General features: G+C 64.6%; 14 protein-coding genes. 12 read left to right on the top strand and 2 right to left on the bottom strand.

Annotated elements, in window-relative coordinates; all coding sequences use genetic code 11:
- The first annotated feature begins 77 nt into the window (after positions 1 to 77).
- Positions 78 to 1,181 (top strand): lactonase family protein, encoded by a 1,104-nt coding sequence (locus ACQR1E_RS13760; protein ID WP_315828309.1) that lies wholly within the window; start codon positions 78 to 80, stop codon positions 1,179 to 1,181.
- Between the two features lie 80 nt (positions 1,182 to 1,261).
- Complete coding sequence (locus ACQR1E_RS13755) at positions 1,262 to 1,696, top strand: group III truncated hemoglobin (RefSeq protein ID WP_315828337.1); 435 nt, start codon at positions 1,262 to 1,264, stop codon at positions 1,694 to 1,696.
- A 54-nt stretch (positions 1,697 to 1,750) separates the two neighbouring features.
- Here the strand turns inward: ACQR1E_RS13755 and ACQR1E_RS13750 are convergent, their stop codons facing one another.
- Positions 1,751 to 2,008: a DUF6894 family protein gene (locus tag ACQR1E_RS13750; RefSeq protein ID WP_315718026.1), complete on the bottom strand. Its 258-nt coding sequence runs from the start codon at positions 2,006 to 2,008 to the stop codon at positions 1,751 to 1,753.
- A 305-nt stretch (positions 2,009 to 2,313) separates the two neighbouring features.
- Between ACQR1E_RS13750 and pqqA the strand changes: the two genes are divergently transcribed.
- The 10 genes from pqqA to ACQR1E_RS13700 all read left to right on the top strand — a co-directional run bounded on the left by pqqA (position 2,314) and on the right by ACQR1E_RS13700 (position 13,153).
- Positions 2,314 to 2,394 (top strand): pyrroloquinoline quinone precursor peptide PqqA, encoded by an 81-nt coding sequence (pqqA, locus tag ACQR1E_RS13745; protein WP_012029362.1) that lies wholly within the window; start codon positions 2,314 to 2,316, stop codon positions 2,392 to 2,394.
- Between the two features lie 215 nt (positions 2,395 to 2,609).
- Positions 2,610 to 3,539: a pyrroloquinoline quinone biosynthesis protein PqqB gene (gene pqqB / locus ACQR1E_RS13740; RefSeq protein ID WP_315718025.1), complete on the top strand. Its 930-nt coding sequence runs from the start codon at positions 2,610 to 2,612 to the stop codon at positions 3,537 to 3,539.
- Positions 3,540 to 3,559: 20 nt separating this feature from the next.
- Complete coding sequence (gene pqqC / locus ACQR1E_RS13735; RefSeq protein ID WP_409977980.1) at positions 3,560 to 4,315, top strand: pyrroloquinoline-quinone synthase PqqC; 756 nt, start codon at positions 3,560 to 3,562, stop codon at positions 4,313 to 4,315.
- 245 nt (positions 4,316 to 4,560) lie between these two features.
- Complete coding sequence (pqqD, locus tag ACQR1E_RS13730) at positions 4,561 to 4,869, top strand: pyrroloquinoline quinone biosynthesis peptide chaperone PqqD (protein ID WP_315718023.1); 309 nt, start codon at positions 4,561 to 4,563, stop codon at positions 4,867 to 4,869.
- Positions 4,866 to 6,059, top strand: coding sequence for a pyrroloquinoline quinone biosynthesis protein PqqE (pqqE, locus tag ACQR1E_RS13725; protein ID WP_315750211.1), 1,194 nt, complete (start codon positions 4,866 to 4,868; stop codon positions 6,057 to 6,059). Before pqqD ends, pqqE begins: the two co-directional genes overlap by 4 nt.
- Positions 6,052 to 7,041, top strand: a complete 990-nt coding sequence (pip, locus tag ACQR1E_RS13720; protein ID WP_316172470.1) for a prolyl aminopeptidase — start codon at positions 6,052 to 6,054, stop codon at positions 7,039 to 7,041. The genes pqqE and pip overlap by 8 nt, the downstream gene beginning before the upstream one ends.
- A 176-nt stretch (positions 7,042 to 7,217) precedes the next feature.
- Positions 7,218 to 7,889 (top strand): DUF4286 family protein, encoded by a 672-nt coding sequence (locus ACQR1E_RS13715; protein ID WP_315750210.1) that lies wholly within the window; start codon positions 7,218 to 7,220, stop codon positions 7,887 to 7,889.
- Between the two features lie 458 nt (positions 7,890 to 8,347).
- On the top strand, positions 8,348 to 10,147 hold the full coding sequence (locus ACQR1E_RS13710; RefSeq protein WP_316174845.1) for an FAD-dependent oxidoreductase: 1,800 nt from the start codon (positions 8,348 to 8,350) through the stop codon (positions 10,145 to 10,147).
- Positions 10,117 to 11,967, top strand: a complete 1,851-nt coding sequence (locus tag ACQR1E_RS13705; RefSeq protein ID WP_316169168.1) for a 2-oxoacid:acceptor oxidoreductase subunit alpha — start codon at positions 10,117 to 10,119, stop codon at positions 11,965 to 11,967. Before ACQR1E_RS13710 ends, ACQR1E_RS13705 begins: the two co-directional genes overlap by 31 nt.
- Before the next feature lie 130 nt (positions 11,968 to 12,097).
- Entirely contained in the window at positions 12,098 to 13,153 is a 1,056-nt protein-coding gene (locus tag ACQR1E_RS13700; protein WP_315718016.1) for a 2-oxoacid:ferredoxin oxidoreductase subunit beta, read from the top strand.
- Between the two features lie 374 nt (positions 13,154 to 13,527).
- On the opposite strand, the gene ACQR1E_RS13695 is transcribed toward ACQR1E_RS13700, so the two are convergent.
- Positions 13,528 to 14,805 (bottom strand): TMEM143 family protein, encoded by a 1,278-nt coding sequence (locus tag ACQR1E_RS13695; RefSeq protein ID WP_434897171.1) that lies wholly within the window; start codon positions 14,803 to 14,805, stop codon positions 13,528 to 13,530.
- Between the last annotated feature and the right edge of the window lie 139 nt (positions 14,806 to 14,944).

The raw sequence follows: 14,944 nt of genomic DNA, 5'->3' as shown, positions 1-14,944 counted from the left end.
TCCGGAATCAGGCTTGGTCAAGCTTCACGTTCGACTTTAAGAGCTGAAGCAAGCACATCACAAAAGGGGGAAACCATATGATCAGACCGGGCACCATCATGGCCGCAACATTCGTTCTCGCCGCTGCAGCAACGCTGGCGCCGCGCGCGGGCCACGCCGAGACCTATGCCTATGTCGGCAACGCCGACAGCAACGACATCAGCGTCTTCAAGTTCGATGCTTCCACCGGCGAGATGACCCCGGCGCAGACGGCTTCCTTCGTCGGCGTCGACAAGCCGGGCTCGTCGACCCCGCTCGCGGTCAGCCCGGACAAGACGGTGCTGATCGCCGGAATCCGCTCGCAGCCGTTCCAGGCCGAGAGCTTTGCGATCAATGCCAAGACCGGTCAGCTCAGCCACATCGGCAACGGCCCGCTCGCCGACAGCATGGCCAACATCGCCTTCGACCGCACCGGCAAGGTGCTGTTCAGCGCCTCCTATGGCGGCAACAAGGTGGCGGTGAATCCGATCCAGGCCAATGGCGTCGTCGCGGCGCCGAGCCAGGTGATCCCGACCGGCCTGAACGCCCACGCCTTCCTGCCCTCGCCCGACAACCGCTTCGTGTTCGCGACCAATCTCGGCTCCGACCAGGTGCTCGGCTTCGCCTTCGACGCCGCGACGGGCACGCTGACGGCCAAGGAGGCGCTGACGGTGAAGACGCCGGAGAAGTCAGGGCCGCGCCACTTCATCTTCCACCCGAACGGCAAGTTCATCTACCTTCTGCACGAGCTCAACGCGGATCTCGCGGTCTATGCCTATGACGCGGAGAACGGCACCTGGAGCGAGCAGCAGCGCACCACCGCCCTGCCCTCAGGCTTCACCGGCAAGCCCTGGGCGGCCGATCTGCACGTGACGCCGGATGGCAAGTTCCTCTACGCCTCGGAGCGCGGCTCGAACACGATTGCCGGCTTCAAGGTCGATGCGGCCAGCGGGCGCGTGAGCCTGATCGGCAGCGTGCCGACCGAGACCCAGCCACGCGGCTTCGCCATCGATCCCACCGGGCGCTATCTCGCCGCCGTCGGCGAAGTGTCGAACGGGATGACGGTGTATCGGATCGACCCGGCCAGCGGCGCGCTCACGAGCCTGAAATCCTACGCCGTGGGCAAGAAGCCGAACTGGGTGGAGTTCGTCAGCCTGCCGTGAGCGAACGACAGGGCCGCCACAAGATCGGACGTGGCGGCCCGGCGTTTCCATCGGCGCTGCGAGTGCCTATATACAACGCCATGACGATGCCTGCCGCCCAGCCTGACCGCCATCCCCTCGCAGTTCAACATCCGGAACTCGACGACGCCTCGATCCGCCTGCTGGTCGAGACCTTCTACGGGCGCGCAAGGGAGGACGAGCTGATCGGCCCGATCTTCAACCGTACCGTGGAGGATTGGGACGACCATATCGGCAGGATCAGCGATTTCTGGTCGTCGATGTTCCTGAAGACCGGCCGCTACAGCGGCGCGCCGATGCGGCCGCATCTGTTGCTATCGTTGCAGGGGCCGCATTTCGACCGCTGGCTGCAACTGTTCGAGGCGACGGCGAAGGACCTGTTCGCGCCGGAGCTCGCGGAGCTCTTCATCGTCCGCGCCCGCCGCATCGCCGACAGTTTCGAGATGGGCATCGCCAGCACGCGCGGCGACATCGCGCGCCCGCGCCATTCGGTCTGATCTCGGCCGCAAGCACGCGGGCGTTCGGGAAACGGCCATGCGGCCGTTCTGCGCTCAATGGCGCGTCATCGATTGCGCCGGCATGTTGAAGATCGCTTCGGAGAACGGGAACTCCAGCACGATCTCACCGTCCTCGTCGGTCACCTCGATGACGGCCGTCATCAGCGCCGCGTTGCCGCCTTCGGTCCGCAGCAGTTCCTTGATCATGTCGCGCGCGACTTCCCAGGCGCGGTCGGGACTGCGCAGCACCTCGCCGTCGGTGTCGGAGACCAGTTCCTCGCCGATCCGTGTGTTGAAGAAATATCTAGGCATCATCAGCTTCCAATGGGGTCGCGCGCTGGGGTTTTGAAGTCTCGAACATCTCACGACTGCTTTATCCGGCCAGCTCAGCCCCCCAAGCTAGGGACCGAATTGAACGGTGTTGCGAAGCCATCGATCACGAATTCGTTGTTTTCACGGCTCGTTCCGACGAAAACGGCAGCAACTCGCATCTGCAACTTCGCACTGCAATAAACAGGCCTGAGAGGCTCAAACAAAAAGATTCCACTGGCGAACTTTTCGTAGCACGGTAGTTTATTGCTGAGGACGATAACCGTCCCGACTTGAAGGAGAGGACAATGGCCTGGAAAGCACCGAAGATCGTTGAAGTGCCGGTCGGCATGGAAATCAACATGTACGCCTGCGCGGCCCGCAAATAATTCGCGGGTGTGACGTCCAGGTCTCGGCGATCAGGACGTCGACGCTTGAGGGTGGGGATCAGCGACCGCGTATGTGCCAGCCCGTACGCTGGTCGGATGTCCCACCCTCGTCACCTTCCCTGCGGGCGGTCCTGACCGTTGGTCAGCCTGCCTGTCGGAGATCCTGCCGCTGGTAATCGCGTGCGCCACCACAGCTGAATTCCAGGAGACGGCTCATGCTTCGCCTCGTCGTCCTGGGCGCCGCCGCGGGCGGTGGAGTGCCACAGTGGAATTGCGGCTGCGCCGTGTGCCGTGCCGCGCGCACCGATCATCCCGAGATCAGCAACAGCCAGGCCTCGGTCGCGGTCAGCGCTGATGGCGCCAACTGGTTCCTGATCAACGCCTCGCCCGATCTGCGCCAGCAGGTTACCCGCACGCCGCAACTGCATCCGAAGCCCGGCGCCCTGCGCCACAGTCCGATCGCCGGCGTGATCCTGACCAATGGCGAGATCGACGCGGTCACGGGGCTGCTGTCGATGCGCGAGAGTTCACCTTTCTCGATCCATGCGCACCCCAAGGTGCTTGCGATCCTCAGATCGAACAACATCTTCGATGTGCTGAAGGACGAGACCGTCAAGCGCGTGCCGATCGTGATCGACGTACCGTTCCGGCCGCTGCTGCAGGACGGCCGGCCCTCGGGCCTGGAGATCACGGCCTTCGCCGTCTCGGGAACGAGCGCGTGGTATCTGCGCGACAAGCAGCATCCCGGCGGCAGCTCCTCGACCGGCGACACGCTGGGCCTGAAGATCGCCGATCTCGAAGGCGGGCAATATTGCTACGTCATCGCCGCCTGTGCCGGCGTGGACGATGATCTGAGAACGAGATTGAGGGGCGCGCCCTTGGTGCTGTTCGACGGCACGGTGTGGCGCGACGACGAGATGATCCAGGCCGGACTCGGCAACAAGACCGGGCAGAGCATGGGACATATCGCGATGTCCGGAGAAAGCGGCGCGATCAAGCAGCTGGCGGACCTCGCGATCGGCAGGAAGGTCTTCCTGCACATCAACAACTCCAATCCGGCGTGGCTGCACGCCTCACCCGAGCGGCAAACGTTGGAACGCGAGGGATGGGAAATCCCCGCTGAAGGGATGGAGATCGTACTGTGAGTGAGGTCAATCTGAGCGGAATGACGGCGCTGTCGATCGGACGCGGCGTGACGCTGAACAGTGCAAGCGAATTGGAAGCAGCACTTCGCCATATCGGCGCGACGCGCTATCACAACCACCACCCGTTTCATAAGCTGCTGCACGGCGGCAAGCTCAACAAGGGCCAGGTGCAGGCCTGGGCGCTCAACCGCTACTACTACCAGTCGACGATCCCGCTGAAGGACGCGATGGTGATGACGCGCTTCCGCGACCGCGCCACGCGGCTGGAATGGCGGCACCGCATCGAGGATCATGATGGCGATGTCGGCAGCGAGGGCGGCATCGAGCGCTGGATCAAACTGACCGAAGGTCTCGGCCTCGACACGGCCTACGTCGAATCGACCGAAGGCATCCTGCCGGCCACCCGCTTCGCGGTCGAAGCCTATGTGCATTTCTGCCGCGACCGCTCGCCGCTGGAGGCGATCGCCTCGTCGTTGACCGAGCTGTTCGCGCCGAGCATCCATGAAGAGCGCATCTCGGGCATGCTCGAGCACTACGATTTCGTCAACAACGACACCATGAGCTACTTCAAGCGCCGTCTCACCCAGGCGCCGCGCGACGCGAACTTCGCGCTGCATTACGTCAAGGAGCACGCCACCACGCCGGAGCAGCGCGCCGCCGTGTGCAACGCGCTGATCTTCAAGACCAACGTGCTGTGGGTGCAGCTCGACGCGCTGTATCATGCCTATGTCGAGGGCCACATCCCGCCCGGCGCCTTCGTGCCGAAGGAGGGCTGAGCGTGGTCTTCGCGGCTCTCTCAAGGGTACCGGTGCCACCCTCCCCTGGAGGGGGAGGGTCGGCTCGCGCGAAGCGCGAGGCGGGGTGGGGTGAAGCCACCTGCCGCGGTGCGCATGGAGAGATCGCCCCACCCCGTTGCGCATCGCGGGCGATGCGCAACGACCCTCCCCCTCCAGGGGAGGGTGGGCACCGCCGATGCCGCGGCATCGGACAGAACGCAACAATCATCGGCTAGAGACCCGCCATGGCCCCGCGTCACATCCAAGTTGCCGAGACCAGCCGCGTGGTGCTGCCGCGGCATGCCAAGCTGAAGTTCGACGAGACCCGGCAGGTCTGGGTGATCCTGGCGCCGGAGCGCGTGCTGGCGCCGGACGAGATCTCAGTCGAGGTGCTCAAGCTGTGCGATGGCGCGCGCAGCGTCGCTGATATCATCGACGAGCTCGCGGCGAAATATGCCGCGCCTCGCGACGTCATCGCGACCGATGTGGTTGCCATGCTGCAGGATCTCGCCGACAAGGGATTCCTGACCGAGGTTCGGGAGACGACATCATGACCGAGCTGACCGACACCTCACCGCCCATCGACAGCAATGACGGTCTCGCCGTGCTGGAGCGGCGCGGTTCCGTGGCCGAAACCTACGGCATTCCGCTCGCCGTGCTGCTCGAACTCACGCATCGCTGTCCGCTGCAATGCCCCTATTGCTCCAACCCGCTGGAACTCGATCGCGCCGGACAGGAGCTGACCACCACGGAATGGAAGAAGGTGCTGTCCGAGCTCGCCGAGATCGGCGTGCTGCAGATCCACTTCTCCGGCGGCGAGCCGACCGCGCGCAAGGATCTGGTCGAGCTGGTGCAGCATGCCAACGACGTCGGCCTCTACACCAACCTGATCACCTCGGCCGTGCTGCTGACGCGGGAGCGGCTGAAGGAGCTGGCCGATGCCGGGCTGTCCCATGTCCAGATCAGCTTCCAGGGCAGCGAGGCCGGCATCGCCGACCGCGTCGGCGGCTACAAGGGCGGCCACGTCAAGAAGCTCGAGGTCGCGCGCTGGACCCGCGAGCTCGACCTGCCGCTGACGGTCAACGCCGTGATGCACCGGCAGAACCTGCATCAGCTGCCCGACATCATCCAGATGGCGATCGATCTCGATGCCGACCGGCTCGAGGTCGCCAACGTGCAATATTACGGCTGGGCGCTGAAGAATCGCGCCAGCCTGATGCCGACCTACGCCCAGCTCGAAGAGACCGACCGCATGGTCGAGGAGGCGCGCGAGCGGCTGAAGGGCACGCTGACGATCGACTACGTCGTGCCGGACTACTACGCGCTGCGGCCGAAGAAGTGCATGGGCGGCTGGGGCCGGCAGTTCTTCAACATCTCTCCCTCGGGCAAGATCCTGCCCTGCCACGCTGCCGAGAGCATCACCGGGCTCGACTTCATGTCCGTGCGGTCGAACCATTCGATCGCCTGGATCTGGCAGAACTCCGAGGCCTTCAACCGCTACCGTGGCACCGGCTGGATGAAGGAGCCGTGCAAATCCTGCGAGTTCCGCGAGATCGATTTCGGCGGCTGCCGCTGCCAGGCGTTCGCGCTGACCGGCGATGCGGGGAATACCGATCCGGCCTGCACGCTGTCGCCGCTGCACGAGAGCATCTTCAAGCAGGCCGAGCGTGACGCGGCCTCGGGCAAGGACCGCTTCCTCTATCGCAACTTCGCCGGCGGCACGCCCGAGAGCAATGATGCCTGACGCCGAAGCCGGCCGCGCCTCCGCGCGCCGCAGCGATCCGTTCGCGCCGCTGACGTCGGAATGGCTGGATGTCTCCGGCGGTCACCAGATCTATGTCGAGAGCAGCGGCTGCGCTGGCGGCATTCCCGCGGTCTATCTGCATGGCGGGCCGGGCTCCGGATGCCAGCCGGATCACCGCCGCCTGTTCGATCCCGAGCGCTTCCATGCCGTGCTGTTCGACCAGCGCGGCGCCGGCCGCTCGCGTCCTGCGCGCAGCCGCGACAACAACACCCTGCCCGACCTGATCGCCGACATGGAGGCGATCCGCGAAAAGTTCGGTTTCGACCGCTGGATCGTCGCCGGCGGCTCCTGGGGCGCCACCTTGGCGCTGGCCTATACGCAGGCGCACCCGACGCGCGTCACGGGGCTGGTGCTGCGGGCAACGTTCCTCGGCACCCGTGCGGAAGTGGAGACGGCCTTCGGCGAGACGCTGGCGCGCTTTCACCCTGCCCTGCACCGCGACTTCCTGGAGATGCTGCCGGAGAACGAACGCGCCAACCCGTGCGACGCCTATTTCCGCCGCATCCTCGATCCCGATCCGGCGATTCATGGCCCGGCTGCGCGCGCCTGGCACGACACCGAGCGGGCGCTGTCCGAGATCAAACCGGCCCGCGCCCATCTGGATCGGCTCGCCATCCGCTCCGGCACCGCCTTGCCGGCGACGCCGTTCATGGAGGCGCATTACTTCTCGCAGGACAGCTTCATGGCGAAAGGCCAGTTGCTGCGTGATGCGAGCAGGCTCAGCGGGATTCCCGGAATCATCGTGCAGGGCCGCTATGACCTGCTCTGTCCGCCCTCCACCTCCGCGCGCCTGGCCGAAATCTGGCGCGACGCCGAAATCCGTGTCGTCGAAGCCGCAGGTCACAATCTTTATGATCCCGGCATCCGCGATGCGGTCATGAAAGCCATCTGCGATATGGCGACGCGCACGACTGCGCCTTAAACACATGGTCATCTCTCCTCGTCCTGAGGAGCCATGCGCAGCATGGCGTCTCAAAGGATGAGGCCCCAGACATCCCCCGCCTCATGGTTCACCAGGCAATGCGCAGCATTGTCCGGGAGACGCGCCAAGTGACGCCCTCACCATGAGGAATTGGCCGCTGAACAAGGACATCTGCAATGCCCATCGCCGGGAAAGGCATGCTTTTGACATCGATGAACATCGATGCTGAGCATGAAGCCGATTTCAACCATTGGTATGACAGCGAGCATCTCGAAGAGCGCGTGGCCATCCCCGGCTTCATCGAGGCGCGACGCTATGTCGCCGAGCAGGGCAGCCCGAAATATCTCTGCCTGTATTCGACCGAAACGATCGACGTGCTCGACAGCGCGGCCTACCGCGCCCGGCTGGAGTCGCCGACGGAATGGTCGAAGGCGGTGATGGCGCGGTTCAAGAACATGATCCGCAGCGTCGCGCGCATCACGATCTCGATCGGCGCCGGTCGCGGCGCCGTGCTGGGCATCATCCGCCTGCGGCCCAAACCCGGGCAGGACAAAGCGTTGCGCGACGCGCTGCAGGTCGAGCTCGACCCAAGCAAGCTGAGGGGCATCATCTCAATGCATCTGCTCGAAGGCGATGCCGACCTCTCCGGTCCCGCGGCCGGAGTTCCTGCGAGCTCGCGCGATGCCGACTGGTTCATCCTCATCGACGGTACCGACAGTCATGCCATCGCCACCTTGATGACCACCCGCTTCGCGGCGATCGACGGTCCGCTGGCGACGCAGATCTCGGCCGGCATCTATCGCCTGATGTGGGACTTGAGCCGCGCCGACATCGCGGCGGCGAAGTGAGTTAGATCCCGCCTCTCTCCACATCGTCCTGGCCGGGCTCGTCCCGGGCGTCCACGTTGTGCGGCATCCTGGGAACGCCGTGGATGCCCGGGACAAGCCCGGGCATGACGGTGGAGCGCGTGGCAGCCCGCGTGCTCCACCCTCCATTCTTTATTTTATCATCGTCCTCGCAATTTATCGTCACCGAACATACCGCATCGCAACACGTGGCAGCATCAGGCCGGCAATGCGGCGCCGCACACTGTGCATGAGGGGCAGCTTTGCAAAATTGCCTTTGTGCGCGCCTTGGAATGGCTCTAGTCTGATAAGACTATTCAATTGAGCCATTCAAAAAACAGAAGGGCGACGAACAGGACCTGCTCCGGACCCACATCGATCCCTAGCCGATCCTGAACAAGCAGTCGTCCTCACGTCAGGAAGGCCGCGCGCTCATGGTTCGCCGCGCGGACAGGGTATGAATGAGAGCGACTGATATCTCGGCCCCCGACTACTTTCACAAAGTGGTCGACTGCCAATGGGCTTGTCCCGCACACACTCCGGTCCCTGAATACATCCGCCTGATCGCTGAGGGTCGCTACAGCGACGCCTACATGATCAATTGGAAATCGAATGTATTCCCGGGCATTCTCGGACGCACCTGCGATCGCCCTTGCGAGCCCGCCTGCCGACGGGGGCGTGTCGAGGAAAGCCCGGTCGCGATCTGCCGCCTGAAGCGCGTTGCGGCCGATTTCAAGGACGACATCCATCAGCGCCTGCCGCGCCCTGCCCCGAAGAACGGCCGGCGCATCGCGCTGGTCGGCGGCGGCCCGGCCTCGCTGACGGTGGCGCGCGATCTCGCGCCGCTCGGCTATCACTGCACCGTGTTCGATGCCGACCCAAAGCCCGGCGGCATGATGCGCTCGCAAATCCCCAAATTCCGCCTGCCCGACAGCGTCATCGACGAGGAGACGGGCTACGTGCTCGGCCTCGGCGTCGACTACAAGGCCGGCCATCGCGTCGACAGCCTCAAGACGCTGCTGGCCGAGAACTATGATGCCATCTTCATCGGCTCCGGCGCGCCACGCGGCCGGGAGCTGAACATTCCCGGACGCAAGGAAGCCGCCGCGAACATCCATCTCGGCATCGACTGGCTCTCCAGCGTCTCGTTCGGACACACCGACAAGATCGGCAGGCGCGTGATCGTGCTCGGCGGCGGCAACACCGCGATGGATTGCTGCCGCACCGCGCGACGGCTCGGCGGCGAGGACGTCAAGGTCATCGTGCGCTCCGGCTTCGAGGAGATGAAGGCGTCGCCCTGGGAGAAGGAGGACGCGCTGCACGAGGACATTCCGATCCTCAACTATCTCGTGCCGGTCGCCTTCGATCACGACAATGGCAGGCTCACCGGCGTCACCTTCCAAAAGGTGAAGGCCGAATATGACGCCAGCGGCCGTCGCTCGCTGGTGCCGTCGGGCGAGCCCGATGTGACCTATGACTGCGACGACGTGCTGGTCGCCGTCGGCCAGGAGAACGCGTTCCCCTGGATCGAGGCCGATTGCGACATCGCGTTCGACAAATGGCACATGCCGGTGGTCGATCCGACAACCTTCGTCTCGACCAACCCGAAAGTGTTCTTCGGCGGCGATGCGGCGTTCGGTCCGAAGAACATCATCTGGGCGGTCGCCCAGGGCCACGAGGCGGCGCTGTCGATCCACCGCCTGCTGTCCGGCGAGGACATCACCGAGCGGCCGCTGCCCGAGGTGCATGTCTCCTCGCAGAAGATGGGCATCCATGAATGGAGCTATGACAACGACGTTTCGTCCGAGAAGCGCTTCAAGGTGCCGCACCGCGACAAGGTGGTCGCGCTGAAGGACATCCGCGCCGAAGTCGAGCTCGGCTACGACGTCAAGCTCGCGCTCGGCGAGGCGCATCGCTGCCTGAATTGCGACGTGCAGACGGTGTTCTCCGACACGCTGTGCATCGAATGCGACGCCTGCGCCGACATCTGTCCGATGGACTGCATCACCTTCACCGACAACGGCGAGGAGGCGGATCTGCGTTCGCGCCTGAAGGCGCCGGCGCCGCATGTCGACCAGAGCCTCTACGTGTCCTCGGATCTGAAGACCGGGCGGGTGATGGTGAAGGACGAGGACGTCTGCCTCCATTGCGGCCTGTGCGCCGAGCGCTGTCCCACCGGTGCGTGGGACATGCAGAAATATTTCATCGAGACGACTCACGCAGGTAACGCATGTCCCAGCAAGCGCCGCTCAGCAGCGTAAACGACTTCGTCGTCCGCTTCGCCAACGTCAACGGCTCCGGCTCGGCCAGCGCGAACGAACTCTTCGCGCGCGCCGTGCTCCGCCACGGCGTGCCGGTCAGCCCGCGCAACATCTTCCCGTCGAACATCCAGGGCCTGCCGACCTGGTACGAGGTGCGCGTCACCGAAGCGGGCCATCTCGGCGCCCGCGGCGGCGGCACTGATCTGATGGTGGCGATGAACCCGCAGACCTGGGACAAGGACGTCGCCGGTATCGCGCCGGGTGGCTATCTGTTCTACGATTCCACCAAGCCGATGCCGGCAACCAAGTTCCGCGACGACATCACCGTCATCGGCGTCCCGCTGACCGCGATCACTAACTCGACCTACTCGGATCCGCGCCAGCGCCAGCTGTTCAAGAACATCATCTATCTCGGCGCGTTGTCGGCGCTGCTCGACATGGATCCGAAGCTGATCGAGCAACTGATCGGCGAGCAGTACAAGGGCAAGGAGAAGCTGCTCTCCTCCAACGTCCACGCGCTGCATCTCGGCCGCGACTGGGCGCTGCAGAATTTGAAGTGCCCGATCGGCCTGCGCATCAAGAAGGCCGACAAGGTCGGCGACCGCATCTTCATCGAGGGCAACAACGCCGCCGCGCTGGGCGCCGTCTATGGCGGCGCCACGGTCTGCGCCTGGTACCCGATCACGCCGTCGTCGTCGCTGGCCGAAGCGTTCAGCAACCACTGCAAGAAACTGCGACACGATCCGGAAACCGGGCAGGCCAAATACGCGATCGTGCAGGCCGAGGACGAGCTCGCCTCGATCGGCATGGTGGTCGGCGCGTCCTGGAACGGCGCCCGCGCCTTTACCACGACATCGGGCCCCGGCGTGTCGCTGATGACCGAGTTCATCGGCCTCTCCTACTTTGCCGAGATCCCGGCCGTGATCATGAACGTGCAGCGCGCCGGCCCCTCGACCGGCATGCCGACGCGGACGCAGCAATGCGACCTGATCGCCTGCGGCTATGCCTCGCACGGTGATACCAAGCACGTGATGCTGTTCCCCGAGGATCCGGCGGAGGCGTTCGAGTTTGCCGCTGCGGCGTTCGATCTTGCCGAGCGGCTGCAGACCACGGTTTTCCTGATGCTCGACCTCGACATCGGCATGAACCAGCGGCTATGCCGGCCGCTGAAGTGGGACGATGCCAAGCAGTATGACCGCGGCAAGGTGATGACGGCGGAAATGCTCGACGAAGGCCGCGACTTCGGCCGCTATCTCGACGTCGACGGCGACGGCATTCCGTTCCGCACCTACCCCGGCACGCATCCGACGAAGGGCTCATACTTCACCCGCGGCACGTCGCGTGACCGCTACGCGCGCTATTCCGAGGAAGGCGCCGTCTATGCCGACAACGTGCAGCGCCTGCTGCGCAAGTTCCAGACCGCGCAGGACATGGTGCCGCGGCCGCTGCAGGCCAATGCGAGCAAGCCGACCAGATATGGCGTGATCTATTTCGGCTCGACCGCGCCGGCGATGGACGAGGCAATCGGACTGCTGGAGGCGCGCGGCTGTCAGCTCGACCGCCTGCGCATCCGCGCCTTCCCGTTCCATTCGAGCGTGGCGAGCTTCATCGCCGAGCACGACTTCGTCTATGTGGTCGAGCAGAACCGCGACGCGCAGCTGCGCCAGCTGATCGTCACCGAGAACGGCATCGACCCGGTCCGGCTGGTGCCGATCCTGCATTATGACGGCACGCCGATCACGGCGCGCTTCATCGCGGATGCGATCGGCGACCACCAGGACCACATCAAGGTCACACCGCTGCGCAAGGCGGTGTCATGACTTTACAGCCACTCTCTCCACGGTCATGCCCGGGCTTGACCCGGGCATCCACGCCTCTCTTTCCTCGGACTCCCACGTGGATGGCCGGGACAAGCCCGGCCATGACGGCACTGGGCGACAGGGTGCTCTCATGACCTACATCGCAAAGCCGAAATTCCAGCATCCCGGCATCAAGAAGAACGCACTCGGCTACAGCCATCGCGACTACGAGGGCAAGATCTCGACCTTGTGCGCCGGCTGCGGCCACGATTCGATCACGGCCTCGATCATCGAGGCCTGCTTCGAGCTGTCGATCGAGCCGCATCGGGTGGCAAAAATCTCCGGCATCGGCTGCTCGTCGAAGACGCCGGACTATTTCCTCGGCAATTCGCACGGCTTCAACACCGTGCACGGCCGCATGCCCTCGGTGCTGACCGGCGCCAACCTCGCCAACCGCGAGCTGATCTATCTCGGCGTCTCCGGCGACGGCGATTCCGCCTCGATCGGCTTCGGCCAGTTCGCCCACGCGATCCGGCGCGGCGTGAACATGACCTATATCGTCGAGAACAACGGCGTCTACGGCCTGACCAAGGGCCAATTCTCGGCGACCGCCGACCGCGGGTCGAAGTCGAAGAAGGGCGTCACCAACACCGACAATCCGATCGACCTGGTCGGCATCGCGCTGCAGCTCGGGGCCACCTATGTGGCGCGGTCGTTCTCCGGCGACAAGAAGCAGCTGGTGCCGATCATCGAGGGCGCCATCCGGCACAAGGGCGCGGCGTTCATCGACGTCATCAGCCCGTGCATCGCGTTCAACAATCACGCCGGCTCAACCAAGAGCTTCGACTATGTCCGCGAGCACAACGATGCCGTGAACCGGCTCGACGTGCTGACCGGACGCGATCCGATCGAGATCGACCAGGATCCGGGCACGGTGCAGATCGTCGAGCAGCACGACGGCTCCAGGCTGGCGCTGCGCAAGATCGACGCCGACTACGACCCGCACGACCGGCTCGGCGCCATGACCTTCCTCCAGAAACATGCCGCGCAAGGCCAGATCGTGACCGGCCTGCTCTATGTCGACCCTGAGGCCGACGATCTGCACAGCCACCTCAACACGGTGGAGCGACCGCTCAACCGGCTGGAGGCAGCGGATCTGTGCCCTGGGCAGGCCGCGCTCGACAAAATCAATGCGAGTCTGCGCTAGGCAGACCGCTGCGTGGAAAGCGTGTGCTCTGTAGCCGTCCTTCGAGACGCCCGCCTCCGGCGGGCTCCTCAGGACAAGGGTGAAGTGCATTGCGCCCGCTTCTGGCGGGGCGACCGCATTTCACAATCGGAGTTTTGCGCTTGTCTATCTCCACGTCATGGCCGGGCTTGTCCCGGCCATCTACGTCGTTCGGCACGCTGATAACCACGTGGATGCCCGGGACAAGCCCGGCCATGACGGAGTAACTAACTGTCAGATCGTTCGTTGCGACAGCTCGGCATATCCTGGTGAGCCGCGCCCTCGCTCCTCATCGTGAGGAGCGCCGTCTTCGGCGCGTCTCGAACCATGAGGCCGGTTTCTCTCTCTGACCACTCTTACGGCTGCGGCCCCAGCGACTTCGCCCAGACGCGTTCGAGCTGCGTGATTGCCTCTCGTAGCGGCAGCGCCGACAGCGCCTCGTCATCACCGCTGACGAGCCCAAACTCCCGCAGCCTGATCAAGGCCTCCTCGACATTGAACGCGCGGCTCAATCCGAACATCTGCTGCAGCAACTCCTCGACATGGCTGCCCAATGCAGCACGCGAGAGCGGCACCGACGCCAGCAGCAGGCCGCCATAGGCCAGCATCGCTTCCTTCCAGTCCTGGTCCTCGGCCTCGCCGATCAAATAATTGAAGATGCCGGAATTGTTGTTGACGTTGCGGAAGTAGATGTTGTCGGTGACCTGCTTCTGATGGATCAGCGACTGGCGATGGAAGTTGCCCCATTGCCGCAGGATGAAGGCGCCGAGCGCGAACAATCCCGACAGCGCCGCCAGCGCCTGCTCCGTATCGTTGTCGTGCACGGTGCCGCTGAGGCCGAGATAAAAGCCGGCGACGATGAACAGCACGGTGAGCGTCGAAGCCAGCTTGAGCAGGATCGGTACGCCGCCGACCAGCGCCGGCACGCCCAGCGTCAGTTGCTCGCGCAGGCCCATGACGACGCGGACGTTCGGCAGCAGCGCCTCGAGGTCGAAGCGCGCGATGTGGCGGAAATATTTGAACAGCACCGCGCCGCCGCGAATCTTGTTGCGGCCACGCCAGGCGGCGGTCTTGCGCTTCTTCTGAGACGGCTCGTCTGGCTTGGTCGCGACCATCAGGATGATGTCGTCGTAGACCTCGATCTCCTGCTTGCGCCGCCGCAGGCCATACAGCATGGGGACCTCGATGGTCTCTTGATGCGTGCCGCGCCGGAACATGCGGACGGCGCGAAAGTCGGAGACCGGCGCCCTCAGCTTGACCCTGACAAGCGCGTGCTCGGCGAAGGCGCGCTCGATCTCATCGTGGCTGATCTCGATGAAGTTCGCTTCGCCCAGCACCCGGACGAATTCGTCGGTGAGGTTGCAATAGGCGGTGTCGAGCTCCTGAGCGGAGCGATGGCGGCTGGTGGGGACCTCGGGATCGAAGTCGAAATAGACGTCGCGCAGCCGATCGAGCTCGTCGAAATATTCGTGGTGCAGGATGGCGCCGAGCATGTGCGCCAGCTGGCGAAGGTCGGCCGCCAGGGCGTCTTCCAGGCCGCCATGCGAAATGACGGCGTCCAGGACGTCGGACTTGCGTATCGGAATGAACCGGTCCCGCCGATCCGTTGCCGCCGTCTGCTTTGGTCCAACCACGCGCCTTACGCCCGAGCTTTGATCATCGTCCGCAACGGCCGGCTGCAACCACCCGGCCAACGGCGGGCACCATAGCGGGCTCATCAGCCTTGCGCCACTCGACGCGGGATGGAAAAGCTTGGTGAGGCCGGCCGGGAGG

It is taken from the genome of Bradyrhizobium sp. HKCCYLRH1030, from assembly GCF_051168395.1.
GTDB lineage: Bacteria > Pseudomonadota > Alphaproteobacteria > Rhizobiales > Xanthobacteraceae > Bradyrhizobium.
This window is presented reverse-complemented; position numbering and strand designations above follow the sequence as displayed.

Coding starts and splice junctions, on each gene's coding strand:
- ACQR1E_RS13760 (WP_315828309.1), top strand. CDS start 78: ATGATCAGACCGGGCACCATCATGGCCGCAACATTCGTTCTCGCCGCT.
- ACQR1E_RS13755 (WP_315828337.1), top strand. CDS start 1,262: ATGACGATGCCTGCCGCCCAGCCTGACCGCCATCCCCTCGCAGTTCAA.
- ACQR1E_RS13750 (WP_315718026.1), bottom strand. CDS start 2,008: ATGCCTAGATATTTCTTCAACACACGGATCGGCGAGGAACTGGTCTCC.
- pqqA (WP_012029362.1), top strand. CDS start 2,314: ATGGCCTGGAAAGCACCGAAGATCGTTGAAGTGCCGGTCGGCATGGAA.
- pqqB (WP_315718025.1), top strand. CDS start 2,610: ATGCTTCGCCTCGTCGTCCTGGGCGCCGCCGCGGGCGGTGGAGTGCCA.
- pqqC (WP_409977980.1), top strand. CDS start 3,560: ATGACGGCGCTGTCGATCGGACGCGGCGTGACGCTGAACAGTGCAAGC.
- pqqD (WP_315718023.1), top strand. CDS start 4,561: ATGGCCCCGCGTCACATCCAAGTTGCCGAGACCAGCCGCGTGGTGCTG.
- pqqE (WP_315750211.1), top strand. CDS start 4,866: ATGACCGAGCTGACCGACACCTCACCGCCCATCGACAGCAATGACGGT.
- pip (WP_316172470.1), top strand. CDS start 6,052: ATGCCTGACGCCGAAGCCGGCCGCGCCTCCGCGCGCCGCAGCGATCCG.
- ACQR1E_RS13715 (WP_315750210.1), top strand. CDS start 7,218: ATGCCCATCGCCGGGAAAGGCATGCTTTTGACATCGATGAACATCGAT.
- ACQR1E_RS13710 (WP_316174845.1), top strand. CDS start 8,348: ATGAGAGCGACTGATATCTCGGCCCCCGACTACTTTCACAAAGTGGTC.
- ACQR1E_RS13705 (WP_316169168.1), top strand. CDS start 10,117: ATGTCCCAGCAAGCGCCGCTCAGCAGCGTAAACGACTTCGTCGTCCGC.
- ACQR1E_RS13700 (WP_315718016.1), top strand. CDS start 12,098: ATGACCTACATCGCAAAGCCGAAATTCCAGCATCCCGGCATCAAGAAG.